The organism is Streptomyces sp. NPDC096339, assembly GCF_044762985.1.
Taxonomy (GTDB): domain Bacteria; phylum Actinomycetota; class Actinomycetes; order Streptomycetales; family Streptomycetaceae; genus Streptomyces.
In genome coordinates this window covers 119,252-142,787 of the sequence record NZ_JBIWFI010000015.1, presented here as the reverse complement: position 1 = coordinate 142,787, position 23,536 = coordinate 119,252, and the positions used below count along the sequence as shown (strand labels likewise).

Here is a 23,536-nt window from a genome sequence, read left to right as displayed (position 1 = left end):
GCTCAGCGCGCTCCCGTCGCCGTGCGCTCCAGGGTGAATCCGTCCCGGGACATCGCCAGGGCGCTCGCCGGGTTCAGCGCGACGGGGATGTCGTGCAGGACGGCGACGCGGACCAGGGCCAGGACGTCATGGGCGTGCGGGGCGGCCCACAGCGGGTCCCAGAAGAACACGAGGGAGGTGACCTCTCCCCCGATCACCATCGAGCCGATCTGCTGGTCGCCTCCGTGCGGCCCGGACTCCACCGCCCGCACGGTCAGGCCGAGTTCCCGTCTGAGCAGTCCGGCGGTCGACCGGGTGGCCACCAGACCGTGCCTCACCACCTGCTCGTGGTTGGCACGGACCCAGTCCAGCAGATCGGACTTCCGTTCGTCGTGTGCGACTAGAGCGATCATCGATCGACCGTAACCCGAGGGAACAAACGCCGCCATTCGGACGGAATATGATCGCACGTCGGATCGGGAGCGGGATGGCGGGCGGACGGAATTCCCGGATGGCGGACGGGACACCGCATTGTACGTTCACAACACGTTCTGGATCACCGAACTCCGGATTGCGCTCCCGAACTCCGAGAAGGCTTCCGGAGGGCTTGATCCGGCCATTGGGCGACATCGGCTTGGCCGATGATCAACTGTTGGGCCGTCGATTCCCTGAGGCATCATGCGCCGGTGATCTTCCACAGGATCCACCTCCTCGCATACTCCTCTCGCGGTGAAGGAGCCCCATGACACCGGGACCGTCCAGGTTTTCGTCCGGACGCGCGGAAAACTTCGCGACGGGCCTTGGTGAATGGGTGTGCGGGTTGTCCGACTATCAATACCCGAGAGGCCCGGTCCGCACCCGCCTGGTCGTTCCCAACACGGTGGCGTCCGTCAATTTCGGATTCGGGCACCCCGTGCGGACGCTGAGCATGGCGGGCGACCGGGAGTACAGCGCCTCACCGTCCCGGGTCGACCTGCCGGCCACGGTCGCCGTCCGGGCGCGACACGAAGGCGGCGTCCACGGAGTCGTGGTCCGGATGCGGCCGATGGGGGCGTACCAGCTGTTCGGGATCCCCATGTCCGAGTGGCGGCACCCCGATTTCGATCCGGCCGACCTGCTCCCGCGCTCGCTGCGCGACCTGCCCCGCAGGTTGGAGGACGCCGCGACCGGCGACCGGGCGGGGCTCCTGGAGGCCGCTCTGCTGAGGCTGCTCCGAGACCTCCGGGCTCCACGGGTCGCGCCTGAGGTGATGACCGCGTGGCGGCAATTGCACCGGACCAGGGGAAGAATCGACGTGGGCCGACTGGCGGCCGACGCCTTGTGCAGCACCCGGCAGCTGGAACGGAAATTCAAGGAGCAGATAGGACATCCGCCGGGTGCGATCGCCCGCACTCTGCGATTCACCCGGGCCCTACAATTGCAACGTCAGGGAATTCCACTCGGCCAGGTGGCGATTCGGGCCGGTTTCCATGACCAGGCACATTACAACCACGTCTTCAAGAAGCTCACCGGGGTCACTCCCACCCAATTGCCCGCGACCGGCCTGATCGACTGGCAGTCGGAGCCGGGCGCCACGGAGAAGGCGAGTGCCCCCGTGTGAAAATCCTGTCCGGCGAAGGGCGGCGGCCGGTGATACTGGCCGCCATGACGAACACACCCGATGAACCGGCGGCCCCGTTCTCCCGGTTCAAGGTCCGCGCCGGCGCCCTCGTCTTCTGCGGCGACGACGTCGCCCTCATCCGCCGCGACCGGGCCGACTCCACGCACTACTCCCCGCCCGGCGGCAACGTCGAGGACGGCGAGGACTTCCGGGATGCCCTGCGCCGCGAACTCGCCGAGGAACTCGACCTCGATGTGGACCGGGCCGACGGCGGTGACCTCTTGTGGGTCGTCGACCAGCGGGTCAGCCGCCCGGGCCCCACCCCGCCGCCGCGCAAGCTCCACCTGATCTACCGCCTGCACATCTCCCCCGAGGTCCGCGCGGGCCTGGCCGAGCGGGAACTGGACGAACTCCCCGACGGCGGCCACGAGGTAGGCGTCATCGAGTGGATCGACTACCGCGAGACCGCCGAGCTGCCGATCTTCCCGCCCATCGGTCCGGCCCTCGCCGCCCTGGGCAACCCCCGCGCGACCGTCGCCGACGCCGCCCTGGACGCCGTCACCGACGAGAACTACACGTGGGTCTGACCCCTCCCCGCCCGGCGGTGAACCCGACGCGCCCCCGAGCGAACGCAGCAGCTCAAACTGGTGATCGGTTTTCGGCCGACGGGTGGGTATGATCTCCGACAGCAAGGCCGTAGCGCAGAGGTCGTCGCGCCCACGCATCGAGCTGGAGGACGTCGGTTCGAATCCGACCGGTCTTGCGTCTACTTGTGCAGTTCTGGTCTCAAGTCGTGTTGGACGCCGGGCACCGGCGAAGGAACCGGTGGAGTGGTGATGACACAGCCGACACCCGTACGTTGCCCCGCGATCGAGCACCCCGACATGCCACCGGCCGACCCGGCCGGCCTCGACCCGCTGCTCGCCCGACTCGCGGCGGACCGGCCCGTCGAGACCGACGAGACCTTCCCGCTCGGCACGCTGCGCACCGACGGCCGCGTCGACCTCTGCAAGCAGGGGCTCGGAGCCGAAGGCGCGGCCCGGCTGCTGCCGGCCGCGGCCGCCTCCGCTCACGCCACCCACCTGCTGCTCGGGACCAACGCCATCGGCGACGCGGGCGCCCGCACCCTGGCCGGAACCCTCACCCCCGGCCACGGTCTGCACACCCTGTACCTCGGCTGCAACCGGATCGGCCCCGACGGGGTGGACGCCCTCTCCGAGGCCCTCGCCGACGACACCACCGTCCGTGCCCTCTGGCTCAAGCGCAACCCGCTCCTCGGGGACGGCGCCCGCACCCTGGCCGCGCTGCTGCGCCGCAACACCGCGCTGCGCACGCTCGACCTGGTCAACACCGGGATCGGCACCGAAGGCGTACGCCTCCTGCTCGACGCCCTGCTGGACCGCGGGCAGCCCCTGGAACGGCTCTTCCTCGGCGGCAACGGCCTCGGCCCCGACGCCGCCCCGCTGCTCGCCGCCCTGATCCGGGAGGCCGGCGTGCGCGAGCTGTACGTCCCGGCCAACCACCTCGGCGACGAGGGCGCCGCGGTCCTCGCCTCCGCCGCGGAGGACTCCGCCCACCCGGTCCGCCTCGGGCTCGGCGGCAACGGCATCGGCGCCGCCGGAGCGCGCTCCCTGGCCGCCTCGCTCGGCGGCATCGAAGCCCTCGACCTCGGTCGGACCATGTCCGAGCGCAGCCTCGGGGCCCCGGGCAACGAGCCCGGAGACGAAGGGGCGTACGCCTTGGCCGCCGCCCTCCCGGGCAGTCCCCTGCGCCGCCTGGAACTGCGCCACACCGGCCTCACCGGACGCGGCGCGAAGAGCCTGCTCGCCGCGGTGCCCACCGACAGCCCCCTGGAGTACGTCGGCCTCGGGCCCGGCCTGCCCCGCCGCGTGAAGCGCTCCTTCACCGAACGGCTCCGCCCCGCCCGGGCCGCCCACCCGGACCTGCGCGCGATCGGCAGCGTGTACCGGTGAACTTCGAGCAGACAGAACCGTCCGGCGACTCCGAATGGGAAGACGGCTCGACATGGCAGCGGATCCGCCGCTACGCCGTGCCCGGCTGGATGATCGAGCAGGCCACCGCACACCGGCTGGCCGGCGACTGGCGGGCCGCCTGCGCGGCCGCCGCCGTGGACGTCCTTTTCGAGCCGGCCGAGCTGGAGGCCCGCCACGGCGCCGCCGTCGCCGAGGCGGTCGCCGAGGACCTGCGGCACTTCGCCCCGGACCTGCTGCGCTGGCACCTGCCCCGGTACCTGGGCGGCCGCACCACCCTCACCACCGGCCTGCGCATCGTGCTCGCCTCCTACGGCGGCCCGGACGGCCCGACCCTGTCGGTCACCACCCCCCTCTTGACCGAGGGCTCGCAGCGGCTGCGCCTGCACTGCGAACCGCTCGTCGCCGAGAGGCGCAACGCGTACACGGGGGAGGGCTTCGTCCGGGAGCACTGGGACGCGGTCCGGCCGTTCTGGGACGCCCGGTTCGCGTCCGAGCTGGGCACGCACCTCGCCGTTCCCGAGGGCCTCGCCGAGCGGATCGCCCGCCTGCGTGCCGACGGGGAGACCCTCGCCGCCTACGCGGCCGCGGGCATCGAGTGCGATCTGACCGACCCTTCGGCCCCACCGTACGGGAGCCCGACGGACGCGAAGACCACCCTCGGGCGGGTGGCGGTCGACCTCTCCCGGCTCGCGCCGGAAGTGACGCGCCTGGTGGCGGCCGGAGCGGGCGGCCGGTACCGGGTCTGGGCCGGCTGGTACTGCCACCTCCTGCTGGAACACGCCGGTCCCGACAGGCTCCGGGCCCGCCTCATCGGCCGGAACGACGGACTCGCCGTCCCGCCCATGCCGCGACACGCCTACCAGACGCTCCCCGACCTCGCGCTGGTACGCACCGGCCGGGTCGCCCCGCACGAACTTCACCCGCTGGTGGCCGCCGCGCTGTTCCCCGACGCCGGACCCGCCGAGGCCCCGACCGGCCCCGACGCGGGCGGTCCGGTGCGGGTGCGCTGTCACGGCGGCTGGCACGAGGTGCGCTCGCGCGACGGCGTGCTCGACGTGCCGCACACCCCGGAGGAGCAGCAACGCGAGCGCGCCATGCGGGCGTTCGGCGGCGCGGTCTCCGGATGCTTCGCCGTGCAACAGAGCTGGACCACGGGCGAGGGACGGCTGCCCCGGGCCCTCCAGGCCCAGCGGCGTGAACTCTTCCTGCGCGTCCAGCACGGCGACACCCCCGGCGTGACGGCCCTGCTGGACGCGGGCATGGACCCCCGGATCCGGGACGCGCGCGGCCGCGGCCTGCTGCACTCCCTCCACCTGCTCGACCACGAGGTGCTCCTGCCCCGGCTGCTGGCGGCCGGGCTCGACCTGGAGGCCCGGGACAAGAACAGGCGGACGCCGCTGTTGTCCGCGGTGCACTGGGGCGGTTCCGCGGCTCTGGTCCGGGCCCTGGTCGAGGCCGGCTCCCGCATCGACGTCACCGAAGAGATGGAACTCTCGCTGTCCCAGGAGATCCGCCGCTACAAGCGCAAGGACCTCGCCTTCCTGCAGGAGCGCGTCGACGAGGAGTACCCGGGCATCGGCGCCGACTGGTTCGACGAGCACATGGAATACCGCGACGAGGACGAGGACGAGGACGACGCATGAGTGCGACCCAGCCCCAGCCCTCACGCGCCCTGGCCGCCGCCGACGCCCTGGGGGCCCGGCTCGGCGCCACCCGCACCGAGCCCGCCACCAACCCCCAACTGGAGGCACTGGCCCTGGCCGTGACGGCCAATCAGCCCGTCCTCCTGTGGGGCGAGCCCGGTATCGGCAAGTCCGCCGGCATGGAGCAGCTCGCCGGCGCGCTCGGCGTGCGGCTGGAGACCGTGATCGCCAGCGTCCACGAGCCCTCCGACTTCTCCGGACTGCCCATCGTCGGCGAGGACCCCGCCACCACCGGTGTCCCCATGGCCCCGCCGGACTGGGCGGTGCGCCTCGCCCGTACCGGCCACGGGCTGCTGTTCTTCGACGAGTTGTCCTCCGCCCCGCCGGCCGTGCAGGCGGCCCTGCTGCGCGTGGTCCTGGAGCGCCGGGTCGGCAGCCTCGAACTCCCGGCGGCGGTACGGATCGTCGCCGCGGCCAACCCGCCCGCCAGCGCCGCCGACGGCTGGCACCTCAGCCCTCCGCTCGCCAACCGCTTCGTCCACCTCGACTGGACGCACGACCCGCGCACGGTGGCCCGCGGCATGGCCGGCACCTGGCCCGAGGTGGCGATCCCCGCCGTGGATCCCGCCAAGGCCCCGGGTGCGGTCGCCCGGGCCCGAGGCGTCGTCTCCGGCTTCCTCACCGCCCGGCCGGGTCTGGTCCACCACATGCCGGCCGAGGCCGCCGGGCGGGGCCGCGGCTGGCCCTCCCCCCGCACCTGGGAGATGGCCCTGCGGCTGCTGGCCACTGGCTACGCGGCCGGGGTGGGCCGGGAGGCCCTCGCCGCCGCGCTCACCGGGGCCGTCGGTGAAGCCGCGGGGATCGAGCTGCTCTCGTACCTGGAGCACCTCGACCTGCCCGACCCGGACCGGGTCCTGGCCGACCCGGACGCCTTCGCCCTGCCCGAGCGCGGCGACCGGCAGCTGGCCTTCCTGATCGCCGTGGTCGCCGCCGTGCAGAGCGAGCTGACGCGCCCCCGCTGGGAGGCGGGCTGGGCGGTGCTGGCCAAGGCCGTGGACGCGGGCGTGCCCGATGTCGCCGCCCGCGCCGCCGCCGACCTCGCGGCGATGCGCGACCTCGACTGGCCGGTGCCGCCCGGGATCGACGCCTTCGTGGAACTGCTCCAGCTGTCCGGCTCCCTGCCGGGCGGCGACTGAGCCGGGCCCGCCGTGCGCCCGGAGCTGGACCGCGCGAAGCTGCTGGCGGCCCGTTACAAGGCCGCCGAATCCCGCCCGTACCTCGCTTCCGCGCTGTACGCGCTGACCGTGGTCCCCTCGGACGGGGTGCGCACCATGGGCGTCGACCGGCACTGGCGCTGCTACGTCTCGCCCGCCTTCGTCGAGGCGACCCCGGTCGTCGAACTGGCCGGGGTGTGGATCCACGAGGTGGCGCACCTGCTGCGCGACCACCACGGCCGCGCCGAGCGGCTGCCGGCCGCCGACCAGCGCGATCGGGTCCGGGTCAACATCGCGCAGGACTGCGAGATCAACGACGACCTGCTCGCCGACGGGCTGGCGCTGCCCGAGGGCCGGGTGGAGCCCAGGCACTACGGCCTGCCCACGGGCGGCATGTTCGAGAGCTACCTGCCGGCGATCCCGCCGACACCGCACGGGCCGGACTGCGGCTCCGGCGCGCACGGCGTGCCAGGACCCTGGGAGCTGGGCGAGGACGGTGGCCCCGCCCGGGTCGGCTCGGTGGAGGCGGAGGCGCTGCGTCGGCAGACCGCCCAGGCCGTACGGGCCCACCAGCGCACCCGGGGCACGGTCCCCGAGGGCTGGGCCCGGTGGGCGGAGGAGCTGCTGGAGCCCACCGTGGACTGGCGCGAGGTCCTCTCCGGGGCGGTCCGCGAGGCCGCCGCCTGGGCGGCGGGCGCGGTGGACTACACGTACCGGCGCCCCTCGCGCCGCACTCCCGCGCTCGGCGGCCGGGTGGTGCTGCCCAGCCTGCGCAGGCCGCTGCCCCGGGTGGCCATCGTCATCGACACCTCGGGATCGATGGGCCCCGACGACCTCGCGGCCGCGCTCGCCGAAGTCACCGGCGTCCTGCGGGAGGTGGGTGTGGGCGGCAACCGGGTCGCGGTCCTCGCCTGCGACGCCGACGTGCACGCCGTGACCCGGGTCCGCAGCGCCGGCGAGGTGACCCTGGCCGGGGGCGGGGGCACGGACATGCGGGTCGGCATCGCCGCGGCGCTGGCCCTGCCGGACCGGCCGAACGTCGTGATCGTACTGACCGACGGGTACACGCCCTGGCCGGACGAGACGCTGTCCTGCCGGCTGATCGCCGCGCTGGTCGGCGAGGACCCGCCGACGCCCCCGGCCTGGGTGGAGGCGGTACTCGTCGACCTCGCCGGGTGAGCGGTGTCAGGATGGGCCCATGTGGTCACGACTGACGTTCGGGGACGCGTTACGGGCCGAGCTGGGTGCACCCCGGCAGGCTCGCAGACTGGGCAGCAGCCCGCGCTCGCGCGTGTGGCGCGTCGAACTGCCGGAGACCTCGGCGGTGGTGAAGCAGATCGTCGACGGCCCCGACGCCGACGAGAGGTACGCCCGCGAGGTGACCGCCCTGCGGCTCGCCGCCCGGGCCCAAACCCCGGTGGTGCCCGCACTGTTGGCCACCGATCCGGCCGAGCGGGTGCTGGTGCTGGAACATCTGGATCACCGGCGCCCGGGCGCCGACTGGATCGTCGACTACGCGGCCGCACTGGCGCGGCTGCACGCCGCGGCCCGTCCGCAGGACGCCGGCGCACTTCCCCGGTGGCGGGGTCCGGACCAGGCCGACGTCGACGCCTTCCTCGGGCTGGCCACGGCTCTCCGGGTCACCGTCGAGCCCGGGGTCGCCGATGAACTCGCCGAGCTCGTGGGCCGGCTCGGCCGGGCCGGCGGCCATGCGCTGCTCCACGGGGACCCGTGCCCCGGCAACGACCTCCACACCTCCACGGGCATCAGATTCGTCGACTTCGAGCAGGCGTCTTTGGGCAGCGGCCTGATGGAGCTGGCCTATCTGCGCATCGGCTTCCCCACCTGCTGGTGCGTCACCTCGGCATCCGAAGCCCTGCTGGAACGGGCGGAGCGCGCCTATCGCACGGCATGGCGCGCCGCGACCGGTTCCGAGGCCCAGGACGACCTCGCCGATGCGTGCACCGGCTGGCTGCTCCGCGGCGACGCGCTGGTCGAGCGGGCGCACCGCGAAAGCAGGGACCACCTGGCCAGGATTCCGCACCAGGACTGGAAGTGGGGCACGGCGACGGCCCGGCAACGGCTCGTCCACCGGCTCGGTGTCGTCGGTCGGATGACCGCGGACCACGGCGCCCTCGGCCGCGTGAGCGGCCTCACCGGCGCCATGCGCGACCGGATGCTGGACCGCTGGCCCGCACTTCGGCCGGTGCCGGCGCGGCGGCCGTAGGGGCCGGTGCGGCTGCCCCGTTCAGCGGGCCGGGCGGAATCCGACGGCCAGGACCGCCGCGCCGATCAGCGCGAATCCCGCCGTCCAGAGCGCTCCGACGTGCATGGCGTGGAAGAACGCGGCGTCGGCGGCTTCGGCGAGGCGCGCGTTGTGGGTGGTGGCCGCCGCGTGTCTGGCGAGTTCCGCCGACGCCCGGGCCTGGAGCCGTACCTGGTCCGGGAGGCCGGTGAGCGAGCCGTCGATCGCGCGCCGATAGACGATCGAGGTGATCGTGCCGCCGACTGCGATGCCCAGTACGCTGCCGGTCTGGCGCAGGGCGCTGTTGACGGCGCTGCCCGCCCCGGCACGTTCCAGCGGCAGGGAGCCCAGTACCGCGCCCGTGACGGGAGCGATCACCATGCCGATCGAGGTGCCCTGGACCACCATGACCACCGAGTACCAGGCGATCGGCGTGGTCGCGTCGAACAGGGCCAGGGATCCCATCGCCAGGGCCGCGACGGCGAGCGAGACCGAGGAGACGAGCCGGACGGAGGTGCGGCGGGACAGTCGGACGGCGACGGGTGAGCCGACTACCACTCCGAGCGCGCCCGGAAGACCCAGCAGCGAGGCCTCGAACGCCGAGTAGTGGCGGGCGCCTTGCAGATAGAAGGCGAGATAGAAGGACCCGGCCGTGATGGCCAGGAATACCGTCAGCAAGGTGAGGTTCCCTGCCGCGAAGCGGCGCTCCGCCAACAGTCGGGGATCGAAACTGGGGTGGGTCATCCGCAGCTCCGCGACGACGAACGCCGCGATCAGCGCGATGCCCGCGGCGGTGCAACCCCAGACGCGCGGCTCGGCGAAGGACGCGTCCTGGCCCGCGCGGATCAGGCCGTACGCGAGGAGGGTGAGGCCGCCCGTCGACAGGAGGAGCCCCGCCGGGTCGAGGCGCCGGACCTGGGGACTGCGGGAGTTGGGCACGTACCGCGCGACGAAGCCGAGGCCGAGGAGGACCACCGGTACGTTGACGAGGAACACCGAGCCCCACCAGAACGCCGCGAGCAGCGCCCCGGCGAGGATGGGTCCCGCGGCGAGGCCGACGCCGGCGAAGGACGACAGCGTGCCGAAGGCGGCCGGCCGCTGCGCGGGTTCGAAGGTCCAGGTGACCACCGCCATGGTGGCCGGGACGAGGAGCGCGGCTCCGACACCCATCACGGCTCGGCCGACGATGAGTTGGGCGGGGGTGGCGGCGTAGGCGGCGAGGGCGGAGGCGGCACCGAAGAGGGCCATGCCCGCCAGCAGGGTGTTGCGGTGGCCGAACCGGTCGCCGAGGGATCCCCCGGTGAACATCAGGCCGGCGAAGGCCAGCGTGTAGGCACCAGTGGCCCACTGGAGCTCGCCGGGTGTGGCGCCCAACCCGCGGACGGGGTCGGACAGCGTCTCGAAGGCCGTGGACAGGATGGTTCCGTCGAGCCAGATGAGGAGCTGGGAGAAGACGAGGACGCCGAGGATGAGCCGGCGCCGGGCCGGCCCCGGCGTCGGGACGGTCCGTAAGGGTGCCGACTTCGGCTGTGTGGTGGATGACATGCGTGACTGCCTCCGGATCGGGTGGAGTTCGGTGCGACCACGATTAGAATCGTCAAGTCCTTGACGATTGGCCCATCGTCACAACTCGTCAAGTTCCTGTCAATCGCGATTTCGGAGGTCGCCTCATGGGCGAGCAGACGCACGGCCTCGTAGTGAGCTTCATGGTCCGCCACACCTGGCTCAGCATGAGGGCGGCGATCGGAGTGGAGCTCGAGGAGTTCGGACTGACCGTTCCGCAGTTCGCAACCCTGATGATGGTCAGGACGTCCCCGGGGATGTCAGTGGCGCAGCTGGCCCGCTCGGTCGGGAGCACCCGTCAGGCCGCGAACGAGATGCTCGCGGCCCTGGAACGCGACGGCCTGATCACCCGCTCCCCGCACCCCACCGACCGCAGGACGCACCAGTTGCACGTGACGGGTCTCGGAACCACCCGCTACGAGCAGGCACTTCCCGCGGTCCTGCGGCGGGAGGCCGAACTGGAGGAGGGGCTGACCGGGGAACAGCGGCAGTCGGCCCTCACCTGGATGTCGGCCGTAACGGCCGCGTGCCAGGAGCCGGCGGAGCGGTGCGGCTAGGTTCGGTCTCTTGGGTCGGCTTCGGATCCGGATGAGGATGCCGGCGAGGTGGAGTGCGCTTGGTGGGCGATCGCGAGTCTGTCCGTTCGCGTGGCCAGGCCGCGCCGTTGCTTGAGGCGGTTGATGCGCCGCTCTCCGAAGGCGTGCCGGTGGGCTCGGACAACCGTGGAGTCCACCGGCGTCCACTGACGATCTTGTGCATCGATGGACGCGGCCTCCTTCGGCGCCGGTTCCCCCACGCACCAAAGGGACGGATCCCAGGGCCTGTCCACGGCCCTAATTCGGTTGACCCGGCCGGGGGCCGGCGCTGCACTGGGGCGGGGCACCGCGGACGGTGGTGTCGGCATTCGTGGAAGGCAGCAGCGAAAATGGAGATCCGCAACACCACCGACCAGGACTTCGATGTCTTCGTGAGCACGATGCTGGCCGCGTTCGGGCTGTTCCCGGACACCCCGGTCGACGGTGGTGGGCACTGGTGGTCGGCACTCGAGATGGACCGCTGCCTGTTCGCCGTGACGGCGGACGGGAGGCCCGTCGGCACCGCCGGGGCGTACTCCTTCGAGCTCACCCTGCCCGGTGAGGCCCTCGTGCCGGTCTCCGGGGTGACCGCCGTCGGCGTCCTGCCCTCCCACCGGCGCCAGGGCGCGCTCAGCTCGCTGATGCGGCATCAGCTGGCCGAGCTGCGCGCCCGCGGGGAGTTCCTCTCCGTGCTGCTGGCCTCCGAGGCCCTGATCTACCGCAGGTTCGGCTACGGCCCTGCGACGCACACGGCGGGGCTGACGGTGCCGCGCCACCGGGCGGCCCTCGCCGTTCCCCGGGCGCGCGCGGCTTGCGAGGACCGGGCCGCGGACGCGGCGACCGGTCCGATCGAGGTGGTGCGGAGCAGCGACTGCGGCGAGGTCCTCGAGGAGGTCTACGACCGGTACCGCCGCTCACAGCCCGGCGCGCTGTCCCGCCCGCACCGCTGGTGGTCCCTGCGCGCGGGACAGCCCCCGATCGCTCCCACGCCTCGGTACGTCGCCGTCCACCGGAACTCCGACGGCGTCCCGGACGGGTACGCCTGCTACACGATCGAGCCCGGAGCCTCGAGGACGATGAAGGTCGACGAGATCATCACGGCCGACGACGCCGTCCACACGGCTCTGTCCCGGTTCCTCCTCGGGCACGACCTCGTCGCCCAGGTCTCCTTCAAGCACGTCCCGGCCGATCACCCGCTGCGCTGGCAGTTCGAGGACTTCCGCGGCGGGGAGGTGACCGGAGTCGGCGACTGGCTCTGGGTGCGGCTGCTGGACGTCCCGGGTGCGCTGACCGCGCGCGGCTGGTTCGCGGACGGCGAGATCGTCCTCGATGTCGAGGACCGGTTCCTCGGCGAACGCGGCCGCCACCTGCTGACCGTCCGGGACGGCAAGGCCGAATGCGTCCCGACGGACCGGGAGCCCGACCTGTCCCTGGACGTGAGCGACCTGGCCTCCGTCTACCTCGGCGGCACCGCCCCGAGCACCCTCGTACGCGCCGGGCACATCCGGGCCCACCGACCGGGCGCGGCCGCTCTCGCCGACGCCCTGTTCCGGACCGAGCGCTCCCCGCACTGCCTCCACTGGTTCTGACCGCGGGTCCACCGCGTGCGCGGGGCGGGGTCAGTCGAAGTCGAAGGCGGCGACGACGGGGGCGTGGTCGGATTCCGGGAACTTCGTGTCGGTGGCGAAGGCGATGGAGTCGTCGTGGAGTATCTCGTTGTGGATCTCCGAGCCCCGGTAGTGGGCGAGGAGGTTGCGCGTGACGAGCATGTGGTCGATCATCTGGCCGCGGCCGTGGTGGAAGAGGGTGTACCGGGCGTCGCTGGGGATCGTGTGCTCGATGGGGACCAGGACCCGGGTGGCGAGCTCTCCGTTGTTCGTGTCCTCGACGTTGCCGCAGATCGCCAGGACCGGGACTTCCTCGGGCTCGGCGTTGAAGTCGCCGGTGACGATGACGCGCGCCTCCGGGTCGTCGTCGAGGATCCGGTCGACGAGGCGCCTGACCTCCAGGGCCTGGCTCATGCGCTTCATGGACGACAGGAAGCTGCCTTCGGCCCAGCCGTCGGCAGTGCGCCAGATGCCCCTCTTGGGGTCGCTCACCTGGCCGGGGATGTCGCTGGGGAGCTTGGACTTCAGGTGCACGTTGATGACGTGCAGGAGCCGGCCCGGGGCCGCGTGGTCGATGTCTATCTGCGCGTGCAGGATGGGCCGCTCGACACCGATCGGGACCGGACCGGGGTCGGGGGGCTCCGCGGTGAGCCGCTGGTAGTGGGGCTCGGCGACCAGGTCGTTCTTCAGCTGCTGGTGCTTGACGACCGGCAGGTGGGTGGCGATGACGAGGTTGCGGACGTCGAAGACCGCGTCGTGCGCGGGTTTGGTGCTGAGCAGGGGCGCGCCGTCGAGGTTGGTGCCGGCGAGCAGCGCCTTGAGGGCGAGCAGGTCGCGCGGCACGCCGGGGCGCTCCTGCCCGTGGACTTCCTGGAAGCAGGCGATGTCCGCCCTCAGCCGCGTGATCTGCGGCTTCATCAGCGCGATGCGGTCGTCCAGCGACGGGCTCGCGTCCGGCGCGGTCTCGTCGAGGTTCTCCAGGTTGAACGTGGCAATCCGGATCTGCGTCACAGGTGCCTCCAGGGTTCGCTCGCGGTTCCCCCGGCTGCCGGGCGGGAGCGCAGCCGACAGCGGACCGGTGGACGGCGTATGCCTCCTCCCGGCGGGCTCGCCCCCGAGGGCACATGGCCGGAGCCGCCATCCACGATCCTCCCCGGCGGCTCACCCCGCCACCGGTGCCGGCCCGGGAACACCGGACCGGCGTGGAGGTCACGGCTGCCGGACCGCGTACCCCAGGTACGTCACCACCGGGCTGCCGTCCGGGACGAGCACCATGTCGACCAGTTCCGGAAGCTGCTCGTCGGTCAGGCTGCCCCGCCTGCGTCCGCGCGTCGCGCGCACCAGACTGCGTACGTCGCGCGGTTTGAACGACGAGACGTCCTTCGCGGACAGCCCCGCGCGCTCGAAGGCGCGGGCCAGCTCGGCAGGGCGGCGCAGCCGGCCGGCGGCGTAGCGGCCGCGGGGCATGATCCGTGTGCCCGGGAAGGACTGGAAGGCGCCGAGGTAGATGAGCCTGGCCACCGGGGTGCGGTTCACCGTGTCGTAGACGAAGGCCCCGCCGGGGCGCAGCACGCGCGCGGCCTCCGCGAGGACCGCGTCGGGGCGTTCGGTGATCTCGAGGGTGTCGGCGCAGTACACGAGGTCGAAGGAGCCGTCCGGCAGTTCGAGTTCCTCCGCGGATGACGTCACGTACGTGACAAAGAGGCCGTCGTCCGCGTCCCGGGCGAGGGCCGTCGCGGCGGGGGACGGGTCCGCGGCGACGACCTCGAAGCCGAGCCGGGCGATCCCCCGGGCGGGCAGGCCTCGCCCGCTGCCGATGACGAGCGCCCGGCTGCCGGCCGCCGCGAGGCCCAGCTCCGAGAGCACCTGCCGCAGGTATTCCATCCGTACGGACTGGAAGGTCAGGGCCCGGATGTGGCGGCCGTCGACGACCGCCGGCCCGGCCGAGTCGAGTGCGATGTGCGGGGCGTGCGTCATGGCGGACTCCCTCGACGTTCAGTCAGGTTCCCTTGGTAAACCTAGCATTGGCGGGTTCCCCGAGGGAACCCGTCGGGGCTAGGCTGGGAGCATGGCCCGTACCCCGCTCTCCGGTGTCGCGTGCTCGATCGCGCGCGCGACCGACCTGTTCGGCGATGCCTGGACGGCGCTGATCATGCGTGACGTCCTGGTCGGTGTGCGGCGCTTCGACGAGCTCGCGGAGGACCTGGGCCTGTCGCGCAAGGTCCTCGCCGCGCGGCTGGCCCGGCTGGTCGAGGAGGGCGTGCTGACCCGCGAGCAGTACCAGGCCAGCCCGCCGCGAGAGGAGTACGTGGCCACCCGGAAGGGCCGGGAGCTCTACCCGGTGCTGCTGGCGCTGATGGCGTGGGGCGACAAGTGGTACGCGGGAACCGCCGGGCCGCCCGCCCTGGTCCGCCACGACGCCTGCGGGCACATCGCCACGCCGTTCGTGGCCTGCGACGCCTGCGGCGAACCGCTCACGGTGGCCGGTACGACACAACTGCCCGGCCCCGGCGGACAGGTGGGGCCGGGCACGCGCCTGCTCGGACCGCTGATCGCCGCACGGGGAGGGACGGCACCGGCACCGGATCCCGCCGCGCCGGCTCCCTGATCTTCGCCCGGTCGGGCCAAGGCAAGGCGGCCGGCTGCCGCGAATGGCCCAGCACGGGGGCACCGGACAGGCCGGGAGGCGGGTGGGCCGGCTAACGTCGCCGTCAGGTACATCCGTCCGCGAAGCGTGTGGAGGCACCATGTCCCGTCGGGGCCAATGGCTGGTGCGCGCCTGTACGAGTACGGTCGCCGCGGGCCTGCTCATGACCGGCTGCTCCGCGACGCGGCCGCGTGAGAGTACCGGTGGCAGCCCCGGAACCGAGGTCGCGGTGGGCGCCTACCTCCACTACGACTCGCCCGGCGTCGAGCGGATGCGGGAGTTCTCCCGCTGGCTCGGGGGTACGGAGGTGCGCGCCGGGCACACCTACCTGCCCGGCGACACCTGGGAGAACATCGAGGGGGCGCCCGATTCCCTGCGCACATGGGCGCAGTGGCGCCGGGCGCGGGCAGATCGGCTGTTCGTCCTGAACGTGCCGATGCTGGAGCGCAACGAGGCCGGCGTCCCCGACGGCCAGGTGGCCGAGCTGACCCGTGCCGGTGCGCGCGGCGAGTACGACCACCACTTCCGGCGGCTGGCCGAGCGCCTCGTCGCGCTCGGGGTGCCGGACACGGTGATCGTGCTCGGCTGGGAGATGAACGGCTTCAACTACACCCACCGCTGCCGGCCCGACCCCGAGAACTGGAAGAGGTACTGGCGACACATCGTGGGTGCCATGCGCTCGGTACGGGGGCAGCGGTTCCGTTTCGACTTCGCGCCCAACCGCGGCGGTGACGCGATCGCCTGGACCCGGTGCTACCCGGGCGACGACGTGGTCGACGTCATCGGCATGGACAGCTACGACCAGCCGCCGGGCGAGGACTTCGACGACCAGGTCCGCCAGCCGCTCGGGCTCCAGGAGCAGGTCGACTTCGCGAAGGCGCACCGCAAGCGGATCTCGTACCCGGAATGGGGGCTGTTCCGGGGCGGCGACAACCCGGAGTACATGCGGCGCATGCTGGCGTGGATCTCCGAGCACAAGCCGCTGTACCACAGCATCACCGACTACTGCCCGCACGGCGTGTGGCAGTGCGGCGAGAACCCGAACTCCTCCCGGGTGTACCGGGAGTCGCTGTCCCCGAGGCGCTGAACCCGCCCGGTCACCCGGCCTTCAGGTCACTCCTGATCATGGAGGTGGCGGAGGCCAGCCGGCTGATGCCCTTCTGCACCTCGCGGATGCCCGCGGAGGCCCGGGGCTGGTCCTTCCGTCCTGCCCCGTCGACGCACTCGTTGCCTCCGTTCTCGAAGGAGGTGAGGGCCTCCGTCCAGAAGCCCTCGGCGTTTCCGCTCGGCGGCGTGCCCTGCTTCTTGGCCTTCGCCACTTCCGCCAGCAACTCCTGGCAGGCGGCGCCCCAGGTGTCCATCGGGCGCATGCTCACCTCGTTGACCCTGCCCGAGGTGTCGGCGAGTGCCTTGACCCGGCCCTCACCGCCCGAGGACCACCAGCCCTCAAGGTCCTCGGACGAGCCGGCCCCGCACCCGGTGAGCAGCACTCCGGTGGCCACGGTGATGGTGGCGGCGGTCAGCAATCCGGTGCGCAAACGCATGGAACCCCCCTTGTCCGGTGATGCCGATGCTGCCAGGAACGGGATGGCCCGGGAGGGCCGTTGCCGGAACTGCGGGCCCGCAACCGGCCACCCCCGCATGGCGACGGGCATCCCGGCTCCCGTCCCAAGATCACCAAGTAGTAGGCTCGTTCTGCAACACGACGCGAAGAGGAGCCTCAGTGGCGCGAGTTGCGATCATCGGTGCAGGTATCAGCGGGCTGGGGACGGCTCTCATGCTCGGCCGGCGGGGCCATACGGTCACGTTGCACGAGCAGGACGTGCGGCAGGCCGGAGAAGACCTGGACCAGGACTTCTTCGACTGGAAGCGGCCCCGGGTCCCGCAGGCCGTGCAGCCGCATTCGTTCCTCGCGCCCGTCCGCACCGTGCTGCGCGCCGAGGCTCCCGATGTGTACGACGACCTGCTGGCACGCGGGGCGCGGGAGTACCACGACTTCGACTGGTTCGGCGAGCATCCGCCGCACCGGGCCGGCGACGAGGACCTGATAACCCTGCGCACCCGCCGGATCGTGCTGGAGGCCGCCTTGACGGCGGCGTTGCGGCAGGAGCCCACCGTCGACGTGCGTTGCGGCTCCCGGGTGCGCGGTCTCGCCTTCGGGGACGGGCGCCCTCCCCGGGTCACCGGCGTACGGGTGGGCACCCAGACGCACCCGGCGGACCTCGTCGTCGACGCGGCCGGGCGTCGCTCGCCGGTGCCCGACTGGCTGACCGAGGCCGGCTGCCGCCCTCCCGTCGTCGAGAGCCACCGCGCCGGGATCGCGTACCTGTGCCGCTGGTACCGGCTGCGCGCCGACGGCCCGCGCGACCCCGGGCGGGTGAAGACCGGCTCGGACGCGCCGTACGCGCTCGCCGGCGTCTTCCCCTCCGACAACGACACCTTCGCCCTCCACCTCGTGCTCTCCACGGGCGATCCGACCCGCGGCGCGCTCACCGATCCCTCGGTGTTCGAGGCCGCCGCCCGCCTCTTCCCCGCCACCGCCGCCTGGCTCGACCTGGACCCCGAACCGACTTCGGCCGTCCTGGCGATGGCGGGCCTGGACAACCGTTGGACCTCCCTCTCCGACGATGACGGTCCTGTCGTCACCGGCCTGGTCAACGCCGGGGACAGCCTCGTCCACACCAACCCCACCCTCGGCCACGGCGTGGCCCTCGGCCTGCACGCCGCCCAGCACCTCGCCACCCATGTCGACGAGATCGCCGCGGACCCCGCCGCCTACCACTCCTGGACGGCGAAGGCCCTGCGCCCGTGGTTCGACGCACAGGTGACGGCCGATGGCGCCGCCGCACAACGGCTCGCCGAGAGCACACCCTCCTCGGATCGGCGGGCTGCCGCGCGGGCCGTCTGCGCCTTCGAGGATCCGGTCGTCATGCGGGCCCGGGCCCAGGTACGCCATCTCCTGCGGCCCGCCGCCGACGCCTACGGCACGGACGAAGTCGACGGGCGCGTCACGGACTGGCTGGCGGCCCGTCCCGAGTTCTCGCCGTCGCACGACGGCCCGACCCGGGACCAGTGGGACGCGCTCATCGCGAGCTGAGCGCCTTCCGGAGGAGTTCGCCGAACTCGGCCGGGTGCGTGGTCAGACCGGTGTGCCCGCCGGGGAAGTGGAGGAGTCCCGTACCGAGCCGCTCGGCCAGGAACGCGGCCGGGCGGTAGGCCAGTTCACCGCGGGAGTCCTGCCCGCAGGCGAGCACGAGCCGGTCCGACAGTGCCGCCAGCCGGTCGGTGTCCGGGGCGTAGGACATGAAGGCCGGCACGATGCGCCCGACGAAGTAGGGCAGGTTGGCCATCGTCCGCTCGGCCCGGGCCGCCGCCTGCGGTGGCAGCGTGACCTCCGCCTCCGGCTCGGCGGCGGTGGCGCCCTCCTTCTTCAGCCCCTCGGCGAACACGGCCATCGCCGGCATGAGTCCCTCCGCGTGGAACGTCGTCCGCACGCGGGCGATGAGCGCGCGGTGTTCGGCGGCGTCCGGGAGGACCTCCACCACCGGCGGCTCGTGGGCCACGAGCCGTTCCACGCGTTCGGGGTGGGCGGTGAGCAGGTGCAGGGCGGCGATGGCGCCCGAGCTGGAGCCGAAGACGCGCGCGGGCCGGCCGGGCGAGAGCAGATCCAGAATCCGCAGCGCGTCGTCGGCGTGCTCGGCGACGTGCTGCTCGGCCTCGGGGTCGTCCAGCGTGCTGCCGGACATGCCGCGCGGGTCGTAGGTCACCACCGTGTGGTCGGCGGCCAGGGCGTCGGCGACGCCGTCGAAGGAGGCCGCGCCGCCCGACCCTCCGGGGATCAGCAGCAGGAGCGGTCCGTGGCCGCGCACTTCGTAGTGGAGGGTCGCGCCGTTCACGCGCAGCCGGCCGGTGGTCGGGGATGTCGGGACGGTCATGCGGAGTCTCCTTCTCGGGACGTCGGCCAGTGCTCCAGGAGCGTGTGGAGGGCGTCGAGGGCGCGGACCCAGGTCTGCTGGGGCGTACGCTCGTGCGCGAAGCCGCCCGCGGCCTCCAGGGCGACGAACCCGTGGAAGGTGCTGCGCAGCAACCGGACGGCGTCGGTCAGGTCGGGCTCGGCGAGTCCGTAGCCGCGCAGCATGCCGTAGGTCAGCTCGACCGCCCGCCGTGGTCCGGGGGCGTCGGCGGCGAGTGCGGGGTCGATGCGGATCGGGGTCTGCGTCGCCGTGTAGCGGCCCGGGTGCGTGTGGGCGTACTCCCGCCAGGCGTCGGCGAACGCGATCAGCGCGTCCTTGCCCGCCAGCCCGGAGGTCGCCTCGGCGATACGGATGGTCTTCTCGTCAGCCGCCAGCAGGGCGATCCGTCCGCGCAGGTCCTCCAGGCCGCGGACGTGCGTGTAGAGGCTCGCGTCCTTCACGCCGAGCCGGCGCGCCACCTGCGACATCGTCACCCGGTCGAGCCCGACCTCGTCCGCCAGCTCGGCGCCCGCGATCGTCACCCGCTCCGCCGTCAACCCTGCCCGCGCCATGCGCCCTCCTCATGATCCTAATACCTCTAGTTTTAACCTAGGGGCCCTAGGAACGGCAACTCCGTACTCCGTCCGGGACTTCGCTCGCCCGTACGGGTTGCCCGCCCTCCCCGGACGGATCCCACCGGGAAGCCGACGGCGGTCGCGCATGATCGGCTGGGCTCGACCGGCCGCGGTCCCCTGACGGCCCGCCGGACACCACACCGGAGGAGTTCCCCATGTCCCGTCGTCATCTCCCGGCCGTCCTCGGCCTTCTCGCGGGCGCGCTGACGGCTGTTCCCGCACAGGCCGCTCACGCCGCCGCGGTGACGGTGCCCTGCTCGGTCCCGGAGCTCGTCGCGGCCATCAACGCCGCGAACGCCTCACCCGGACCGGACACGCTGCGGTTGGCGCACAAGTGCACGTACCGACTGACGGCCCCCGACCCGGGCAGACCCGGCACCGGGCTGCCGGAGATCCGCGGCGAGGTCTCCATCGAGGGCCGGGGCGCGACGATCCTGCGCGACAAGGAAGCTCCGAGGTTCCGCATCCTGTTCGTCACGGGGACGGGCCATCTGACGCTCGACCGCACCACGATCAAGGGCGGCTTCGCCGTCGACTGCCCCTTCTTCGAGCAGGACCTCCCCGGCATCGTCTGCGGCGGCGGCATCTCCAACACCGGAACGATGAAGGTGACCCGCAGCCGGTTCGTCGGCAACACATCCGAGTCCAAGGTGTTCGCACAGGGCGGCGCGATCGACAATCCCGGCACCGGAAGCGTCAGCGAGACCGAGGTGACCGGAAACCACGTGGTCTACAGCGGAAGCGCAACGGAAGGCGGCGCCGCCGGCGCGGCCATCGCGAACGACGGCCCGATGACGGTCACCCGCTCCCGGCTGACCGGGAACGTCGCGACCGTCACCGCGGACACAGGGAGCTTCGCCTTCGGGGCCGCGATCATCAGCTTCGCCCCGACGACGGTCGAGTCCACGATCATCAGCAAGAACCGTTCCTACGCCCCGGGAGGATTCGCACGTGCCGCCGTCTCCAACGGCATCCCGCTGCCCGGGAGGCTGACCGTGACCGGCGGCGCCATCACGGACAACACGTCGGACTCCCCTCACGGCAACGCGCAGGGCGGCGGCATCGCGAACAACGCCCTGATGACCGTGAGCAAGGTGAGGATCAGCGGCAACCGGGCCGTCGCCGAGCGCGGCACCGCGCGCGGCGGTGGCGTCCGCGTGGGCCCCTTCGGCACGCTCGACCTGACGGACAGCCACATCTCGGGCAACACCGTCACCGCGCCGAAGGGCACCGCCCAGGGCGGCGGCATCGACAACCCCAACGGCGGCACCCTGACCGCCAAGCGCAACAAGGTCCTGCACAACACGGCCGAGGCGAAGGAGGGCACGGCCCAGGGCGGTGGCCTCTACCTCGCGGGCGGAGACTCGGGGCTTGGCACCACCGCACTGGAGGAGAACACCGTCACCCACAACCGGGCGGGCGACGGCGGCGGCATCTTCAAGGCGTCCGGCGGCCTCACCCTGAACGGCGACGTCATCCGCGACAACGAGCCGAACGACTGCAGCCCCGCCGGCGCGGTCCCGGGCTGCGCCGGCTGACGGTCCCCGCGGGGCGGGCCGTGGTTCAGGGGCGGCGGGTCAGGGAGGAGGGGGCGCCGGCCGACTGCGCTCCCTCCGACTCCAGGGTCAGGCGGTCCGGTTCCGTCAGGCTCAGTACGTACAGGTTGCCCTGGGGGCAGTCGAAGGTGGCCCCGCGGTCGGTCGGGTGGCTGGTCACCGCCGCGAAGACCGCGGTGTCCCGGCCGATCTGGCGCAGTTCGAGGGCCTCCGTGCACCCCAGGTTCCGTCCGGTGGAGACCTCCTTGACGTCGCTGACCTGCCGGCCCACGAGTTCGCCCACCACCCCGGTGCGCAGGGTGACGGTGACGCCGAACTCCCCGGTCCTCGCGCGGGAGATGCCGTCCGCCTCCGGTGTCCCGGGCCCGGTGCCGGACCAGGTGCCGGCCCACGACTGCGGCAACGCCGCCGCGGAGGACGGCTGCGCCGACGACGCCGGTGGGGCCGAGGTGGTGGAGGCCGCGGCCCCGCCGTCGTCGCCCCCTCCCGCGTACCGGATCGTGAGCGCCACGACCGCGGCGAGGACGGCGGCACCGGCGGCCGCACCGATCACCAGGGGCCGACGGGAGGCCCCGCCGCCTACGCCCCGTGCGGCGCCCTGAGCCGTGAAGGGGAGCAGGGGCTCCAAGGGTGCGGGCCGGGGCGGGGACTGCGGCAGGGGCGGGGGAAGCGGCGACGTGCCGATGCCGGCGGTGGCTTGGACGGGTGGCTGCGATGCGGCCAGGAGTTGCCGCAGTTCCGCCTCCCGGCGGCCGACATCGGCCACGAGCGCCGCCGGCATCACCCCGCTCCACTCCTCCTCCACCGCTTCGCCGAGCCGCGCCCGGACCTCCTCGGCGGTCGGACGCCGTTCCGGATCCTTCGCCAGGCACTGCCTCACCAGCGGCAGCAGCGATTCCGGCACTCCGTCGAGGAGCGGCTCGTCGTGCACGATCCGGTACAGCAGGGCCGGCAGGTCCAGTTCCTCGCCGTGCGCCAGGAACGGACTGCGGCCGGTGGCCGCGTACACCAGGACGGCGGCCAGGGAGAAGACGTCCGCCGGCGCCGACGCCACGGCGCCCGTCGCCTGCTCGGGCGCGAGGTAGCCGGGCGTGCCGATGACCGTGCCCGTCTGCGTGAGGCGCGGGTCGCGCGCCGCGCGGGCGATGCCGAAGTCGATGAGGAAGGGCCGCTCCGGCCCGAGCAGTACGTTGGCCGGCTTGATGTCGCGGTGGACCACCCCGGTCGCCCGTACGGTGACCAGCGCGGCCGCCAGCTCCCTGGCCAGGCGCTCCACGGCCGGCACGGTGAGGGGACCGTACCGGTGCACCCAGTCCCCCAGCGTCGGCGCGGCGATGTACTCCGTCGCCAGCCACTGCGGCAGATCCCCCGGCGGGCTGAAATCGACCACCGAGACCGTCCACGGACCGCGCACGCGGTCATTGGTGACCGTCTCGCGGGCGAACCGGTCGGCGAAGTCGGGCTCCAGGCTCAGTTCCCGGTGCACGGTCTTCAGGGCCAGGGCCCGTCCGGACGCCGTGCGGGCCAGGAACACCTCACCCATGCCTCCCGAGCCGAGGCGCGCCAACAGGCGGTACCCCCCGATCTCCGGCGGGTCGCCGGGCCGTAGAACCTCCACCAACTCCCCCGTCCCCCATGCACACTTGCGGACCCCCGGCGCACGGTCCACCCGGTGGCCACCCTAAGGGACGGGCCCCCGGGCCGGTGCGCGGTCGGGTTCCGCGCCGCCCCGCCCCGGCCTGCCGCCGTGTCCAGCGGGTGCGCGGTCCACGGGGATGGGGGAAGCTGGGATGGCCGCAACACCGACGGCGGGGAGGCAGGTCTTCCGTGAACGCATCAGCATCCGACCGCCCCCCACGCACGCCCCGGCGCAGGGTGCGGACGGCCGCCCTGCTGTGCACGACGGCGGCCCTGGCCGCCGCCCTGGTTCCGGTATCGGCGCACTCCGCCGGTCCGGCAGCGGCCCGTCCGCTGGACCCGGCGGCTCCCGTCGTGGTCGTCGACTGTTCTTCCCAGCCGCAGATCCGCCCCGAGGAATACCTCCTGGCCTGCGGTGACGGGAACAACCGCCTCGTCGGACTCCGCTGGGACAGCTGGGGCGCGAAGACCGCGACCGCCACCGGCGTCGACATGGTGAACGATTGCCGCCCCTACTGCGCGGCCGGTCGTTTCCGCCCGTACCCGGTATCGGTGACCCTGAGCAATCCGCAGGTCTGGCCCGAGCACCCCGACGTACAGCGCTACTCCACGATCCGGCTCCTGTACACGGACACCTCGCCAGCCCCCGTCCCCAAGGACGTGACGTACAAGCTCGTGTACTGACGG

At 72.9% G+C, this 23,536-nt stretch carries 21 protein-coding genes and 2 pseudogenes; 15 read left to right on the top strand and 8 right to left on the bottom strand.

The features are described from left to right. Window positions 1-2: 2 nt before the first annotated feature. Window positions 3-392, bottom strand: coding sequence for a methylglyoxal synthase (locus ACIQ5Y_RS20855; RefSeq protein ID WP_403882185.1), 390 nt, complete (start codon window positions 390-392; stop codon window positions 3-5). A gap of 329 nt (window positions 393-721) precedes the next feature. Between ACIQ5Y_RS20855 and ACIQ5Y_RS20850 the strand changes: the two genes are divergently transcribed. The 8 genes and pseudogenes from ACIQ5Y_RS20850 (at window position 722) to ACIQ5Y_RS20815 (ending at window position 8,657) form a co-directional block, all read left to right on the top strand. Beyond that, entirely contained in the window at window positions 722-1,579 is an 858-nt protein-coding gene (locus ACIQ5Y_RS20850) for a helix-turn-helix domain-containing protein (RefSeq protein WP_403882183.1), read from the top strand. A gap of 44 nt (window positions 1,580-1,623) precedes the next feature. Then, window positions 1,624-2,166, top strand: coding sequence for an NUDIX domain-containing protein (locus ACIQ5Y_RS20845; protein WP_403882180.1), 543 nt, complete (start codon window positions 1,624-1,626; stop codon window positions 2,164-2,166). Between the two features lie 103 nt (window positions 2,167-2,269). Further along, a pseudogene (locus ACIQ5Y_RS20840) lies at window positions 2,270-2,342 on the top strand. A gap of 73 nt (window positions 2,343-2,415) precedes the next feature. Continuing rightward, on the top strand, window positions 2,416-3,552 hold the full coding sequence (locus ACIQ5Y_RS20835) for a gala protein (RefSeq protein WP_403882177.1): 1,137 nt from the start codon (window positions 2,416-2,418) through the stop codon (window positions 3,550-3,552). After that, window positions 3,549-5,216 (top strand): ankyrin repeat domain-containing protein, encoded by a 1,668-nt coding sequence (locus tag ACIQ5Y_RS20830; protein WP_403882174.1) that lies wholly within the window; start codon window positions 3,549-3,551, stop codon window positions 5,214-5,216. Before ACIQ5Y_RS20835 ends, ACIQ5Y_RS20830 begins: the two co-directional genes overlap by 4 nt. Further along, window positions 5,213-6,412, top strand: coding sequence for an AAA family ATPase (locus ACIQ5Y_RS20825; protein WP_403882171.1), 1,200 nt, complete (start codon window positions 5,213-5,215; stop codon window positions 6,410-6,412). The genes ACIQ5Y_RS20830 and ACIQ5Y_RS20825 overlap by 4 nt, the downstream gene beginning before the upstream one ends. A 12-nt stretch (window positions 6,413-6,424) precedes the next feature. After that, complete coding sequence (locus ACIQ5Y_RS20820; RefSeq protein ID WP_403882168.1) at window positions 6,425-7,609, top strand: VWA-like domain-containing protein; 1,185 nt, start codon at window positions 6,425-6,427, stop codon at window positions 7,607-7,609. A gap of 19 nt (window positions 7,610-7,628) precedes the next feature. After that, window positions 7,629-8,657, top strand: a complete 1,029-nt coding sequence (locus tag ACIQ5Y_RS20815) for an aminoglycoside phosphotransferase family protein (protein ID WP_403882165.1) — start codon at window positions 7,629-7,631, stop codon at window positions 8,655-8,657. Between the two features lie 21 nt (window positions 8,658-8,678). Here ACIQ5Y_RS20815 and ACIQ5Y_RS20810 read toward each other — a convergent pair whose 3' ends face one another. After that, entirely contained in the window at window positions 8,679-10,220 is a 1,542-nt protein-coding gene (locus ACIQ5Y_RS20810; protein ID WP_403882162.1) for an MFS transporter, read from the bottom strand. A 125-nt stretch (window positions 10,221-10,345) separates the two neighbouring features. Between ACIQ5Y_RS20810 and ACIQ5Y_RS20805 the strand changes: the two genes are divergently transcribed. Together ACIQ5Y_RS20805 and ACIQ5Y_RS20800 are read left to right on the top strand one after the other, a co-directional pair. Beyond that, on the top strand, window positions 10,346-10,795 hold the full coding sequence (locus tag ACIQ5Y_RS20805) for a MarR family winged helix-turn-helix transcriptional regulator (RefSeq protein ID WP_403882159.1): 450 nt from the start codon (window positions 10,346-10,348) through the stop codon (window positions 10,793-10,795). A 368-nt stretch (window positions 10,796-11,163) separates the two neighbouring features. Further along, the gene (locus ACIQ5Y_RS20800) at window positions 11,164-12,402 is read left to right on the top strand and encodes a GNAT family N-acetyltransferase (protein ID WP_403882157.1); all 1,239 of its coding nucleotides are present in this window, start codon (window positions 11,164-11,166) and stop codon (window positions 12,400-12,402) included. Window positions 12,403-12,432: 30 nt separating this feature from the next. Here ACIQ5Y_RS20800 and ACIQ5Y_RS20795 read toward each other — a convergent pair whose 3' ends face one another. Next, complete coding sequence (locus tag ACIQ5Y_RS20795) at window positions 12,433-13,431, bottom strand: endonuclease/exonuclease/phosphatase family protein (RefSeq protein WP_403882155.1); 999 nt, start codon at window positions 13,429-13,431, stop codon at window positions 12,433-12,435. A 198-nt stretch (window positions 13,432-13,629) separates the two neighbouring features. Next, complete coding sequence (locus ACIQ5Y_RS20790; RefSeq protein WP_403882152.1) at window positions 13,630-14,397, bottom strand: class I SAM-dependent methyltransferase; 768 nt, start codon at window positions 14,395-14,397, stop codon at window positions 13,630-13,632. Window positions 14,398-14,488: 91 nt separating this feature from the next. Between ACIQ5Y_RS20790 and ACIQ5Y_RS20785 the strand changes: the two genes are divergently transcribed. Both ACIQ5Y_RS20785 and ACIQ5Y_RS20780 read left to right on the top strand, forming a co-directional pair. Continuing rightward, on the top strand, window positions 14,489-15,028 hold the full coding sequence (locus ACIQ5Y_RS20785) for a winged helix-turn-helix transcriptional regulator (protein ID WP_403882149.1): 540 nt from the start codon (window positions 14,489-14,491) through the stop codon (window positions 15,026-15,028). A gap of 139 nt (window positions 15,029-15,167) precedes the next feature. Then, a pseudogene (locus tag ACIQ5Y_RS20780) lies at window positions 15,168-16,142 on the top strand (glycoside hydrolase family 26 protein); the annotation flags it as partial. Window positions 16,143-16,164: 22 nt separating this feature from the next. Here the strand turns inward: ACIQ5Y_RS20780 and ACIQ5Y_RS20775 are convergent. Further along, a complete protein-coding gene (locus tag ACIQ5Y_RS20775) occupies window positions 16,165-16,611 on the bottom strand; it encodes a hypothetical protein (protein ID WP_403882146.1) in 447 nt (148 codons plus the stop codon). A gap of 179 nt (window positions 16,612-16,790) precedes the next feature. Between ACIQ5Y_RS20775 and ACIQ5Y_RS20770 the strand changes: the two genes are divergently transcribed. Continuing rightward, window positions 16,791-18,164, top strand: coding sequence for an FAD-dependent oxidoreductase (locus tag ACIQ5Y_RS20770; RefSeq protein ID WP_403882143.1), 1,374 nt, complete (start codon window positions 16,791-16,793; stop codon window positions 18,162-18,164). On the opposite strand, the gene ACIQ5Y_RS20765 is transcribed toward ACIQ5Y_RS20770, so the two are convergent. After that, window positions 18,151-19,002: an alpha/beta fold hydrolase gene (locus tag ACIQ5Y_RS20765; RefSeq protein ID WP_403882140.1), complete on the bottom strand. Its 852-nt coding sequence runs from the start codon at window positions 19,000-19,002 to the stop codon at window positions 18,151-18,153. The genes ACIQ5Y_RS20770 and ACIQ5Y_RS20765 overlap by 14 nt on opposite strands. Beyond that, window positions 18,999-19,592 (bottom strand): TetR/AcrR family transcriptional regulator, encoded by a 594-nt coding sequence (locus ACIQ5Y_RS20760; RefSeq protein ID WP_403882137.1) that lies wholly within the window; start codon window positions 19,590-19,592, stop codon window positions 18,999-19,001. The genes ACIQ5Y_RS20765 and ACIQ5Y_RS20760 overlap by 4 nt, the downstream gene beginning before the upstream one ends. Before the next feature lie 218 nt (window positions 19,593-19,810). On the opposite strand from ACIQ5Y_RS20760, the gene ACIQ5Y_RS20755 reads away from it, so the two are divergent. Continuing rightward, window positions 19,811-21,193 (top strand): hypothetical protein, encoded by a 1,383-nt coding sequence (locus tag ACIQ5Y_RS20755; RefSeq protein WP_403882134.1) that lies wholly within the window; start codon window positions 19,811-19,813, stop codon window positions 21,191-21,193. A gap of 25 nt (window positions 21,194-21,218) precedes the next feature. Here ACIQ5Y_RS20755 and ACIQ5Y_RS20750 read toward each other — a convergent pair whose 3' ends face one another. Then, a complete protein-coding gene (locus tag ACIQ5Y_RS20750) occupies window positions 21,219-22,829 on the bottom strand; it encodes a serine/threonine-protein kinase (protein WP_403882132.1) in 1,611 nt (536 codons plus the stop codon). A gap of 209 nt (window positions 22,830-23,038) precedes the next feature. On the opposite strand from ACIQ5Y_RS20750, the gene ACIQ5Y_RS20745 reads away from it, so the two are divergent. Next, window positions 23,039-23,533, top strand: coding sequence for a hypothetical protein (locus ACIQ5Y_RS20745; protein ID WP_403882129.1), 495 nt, complete (start codon window positions 23,039-23,041; stop codon window positions 23,531-23,533). Window positions 23,534-23,536 lie beyond the last annotated feature (3 nt).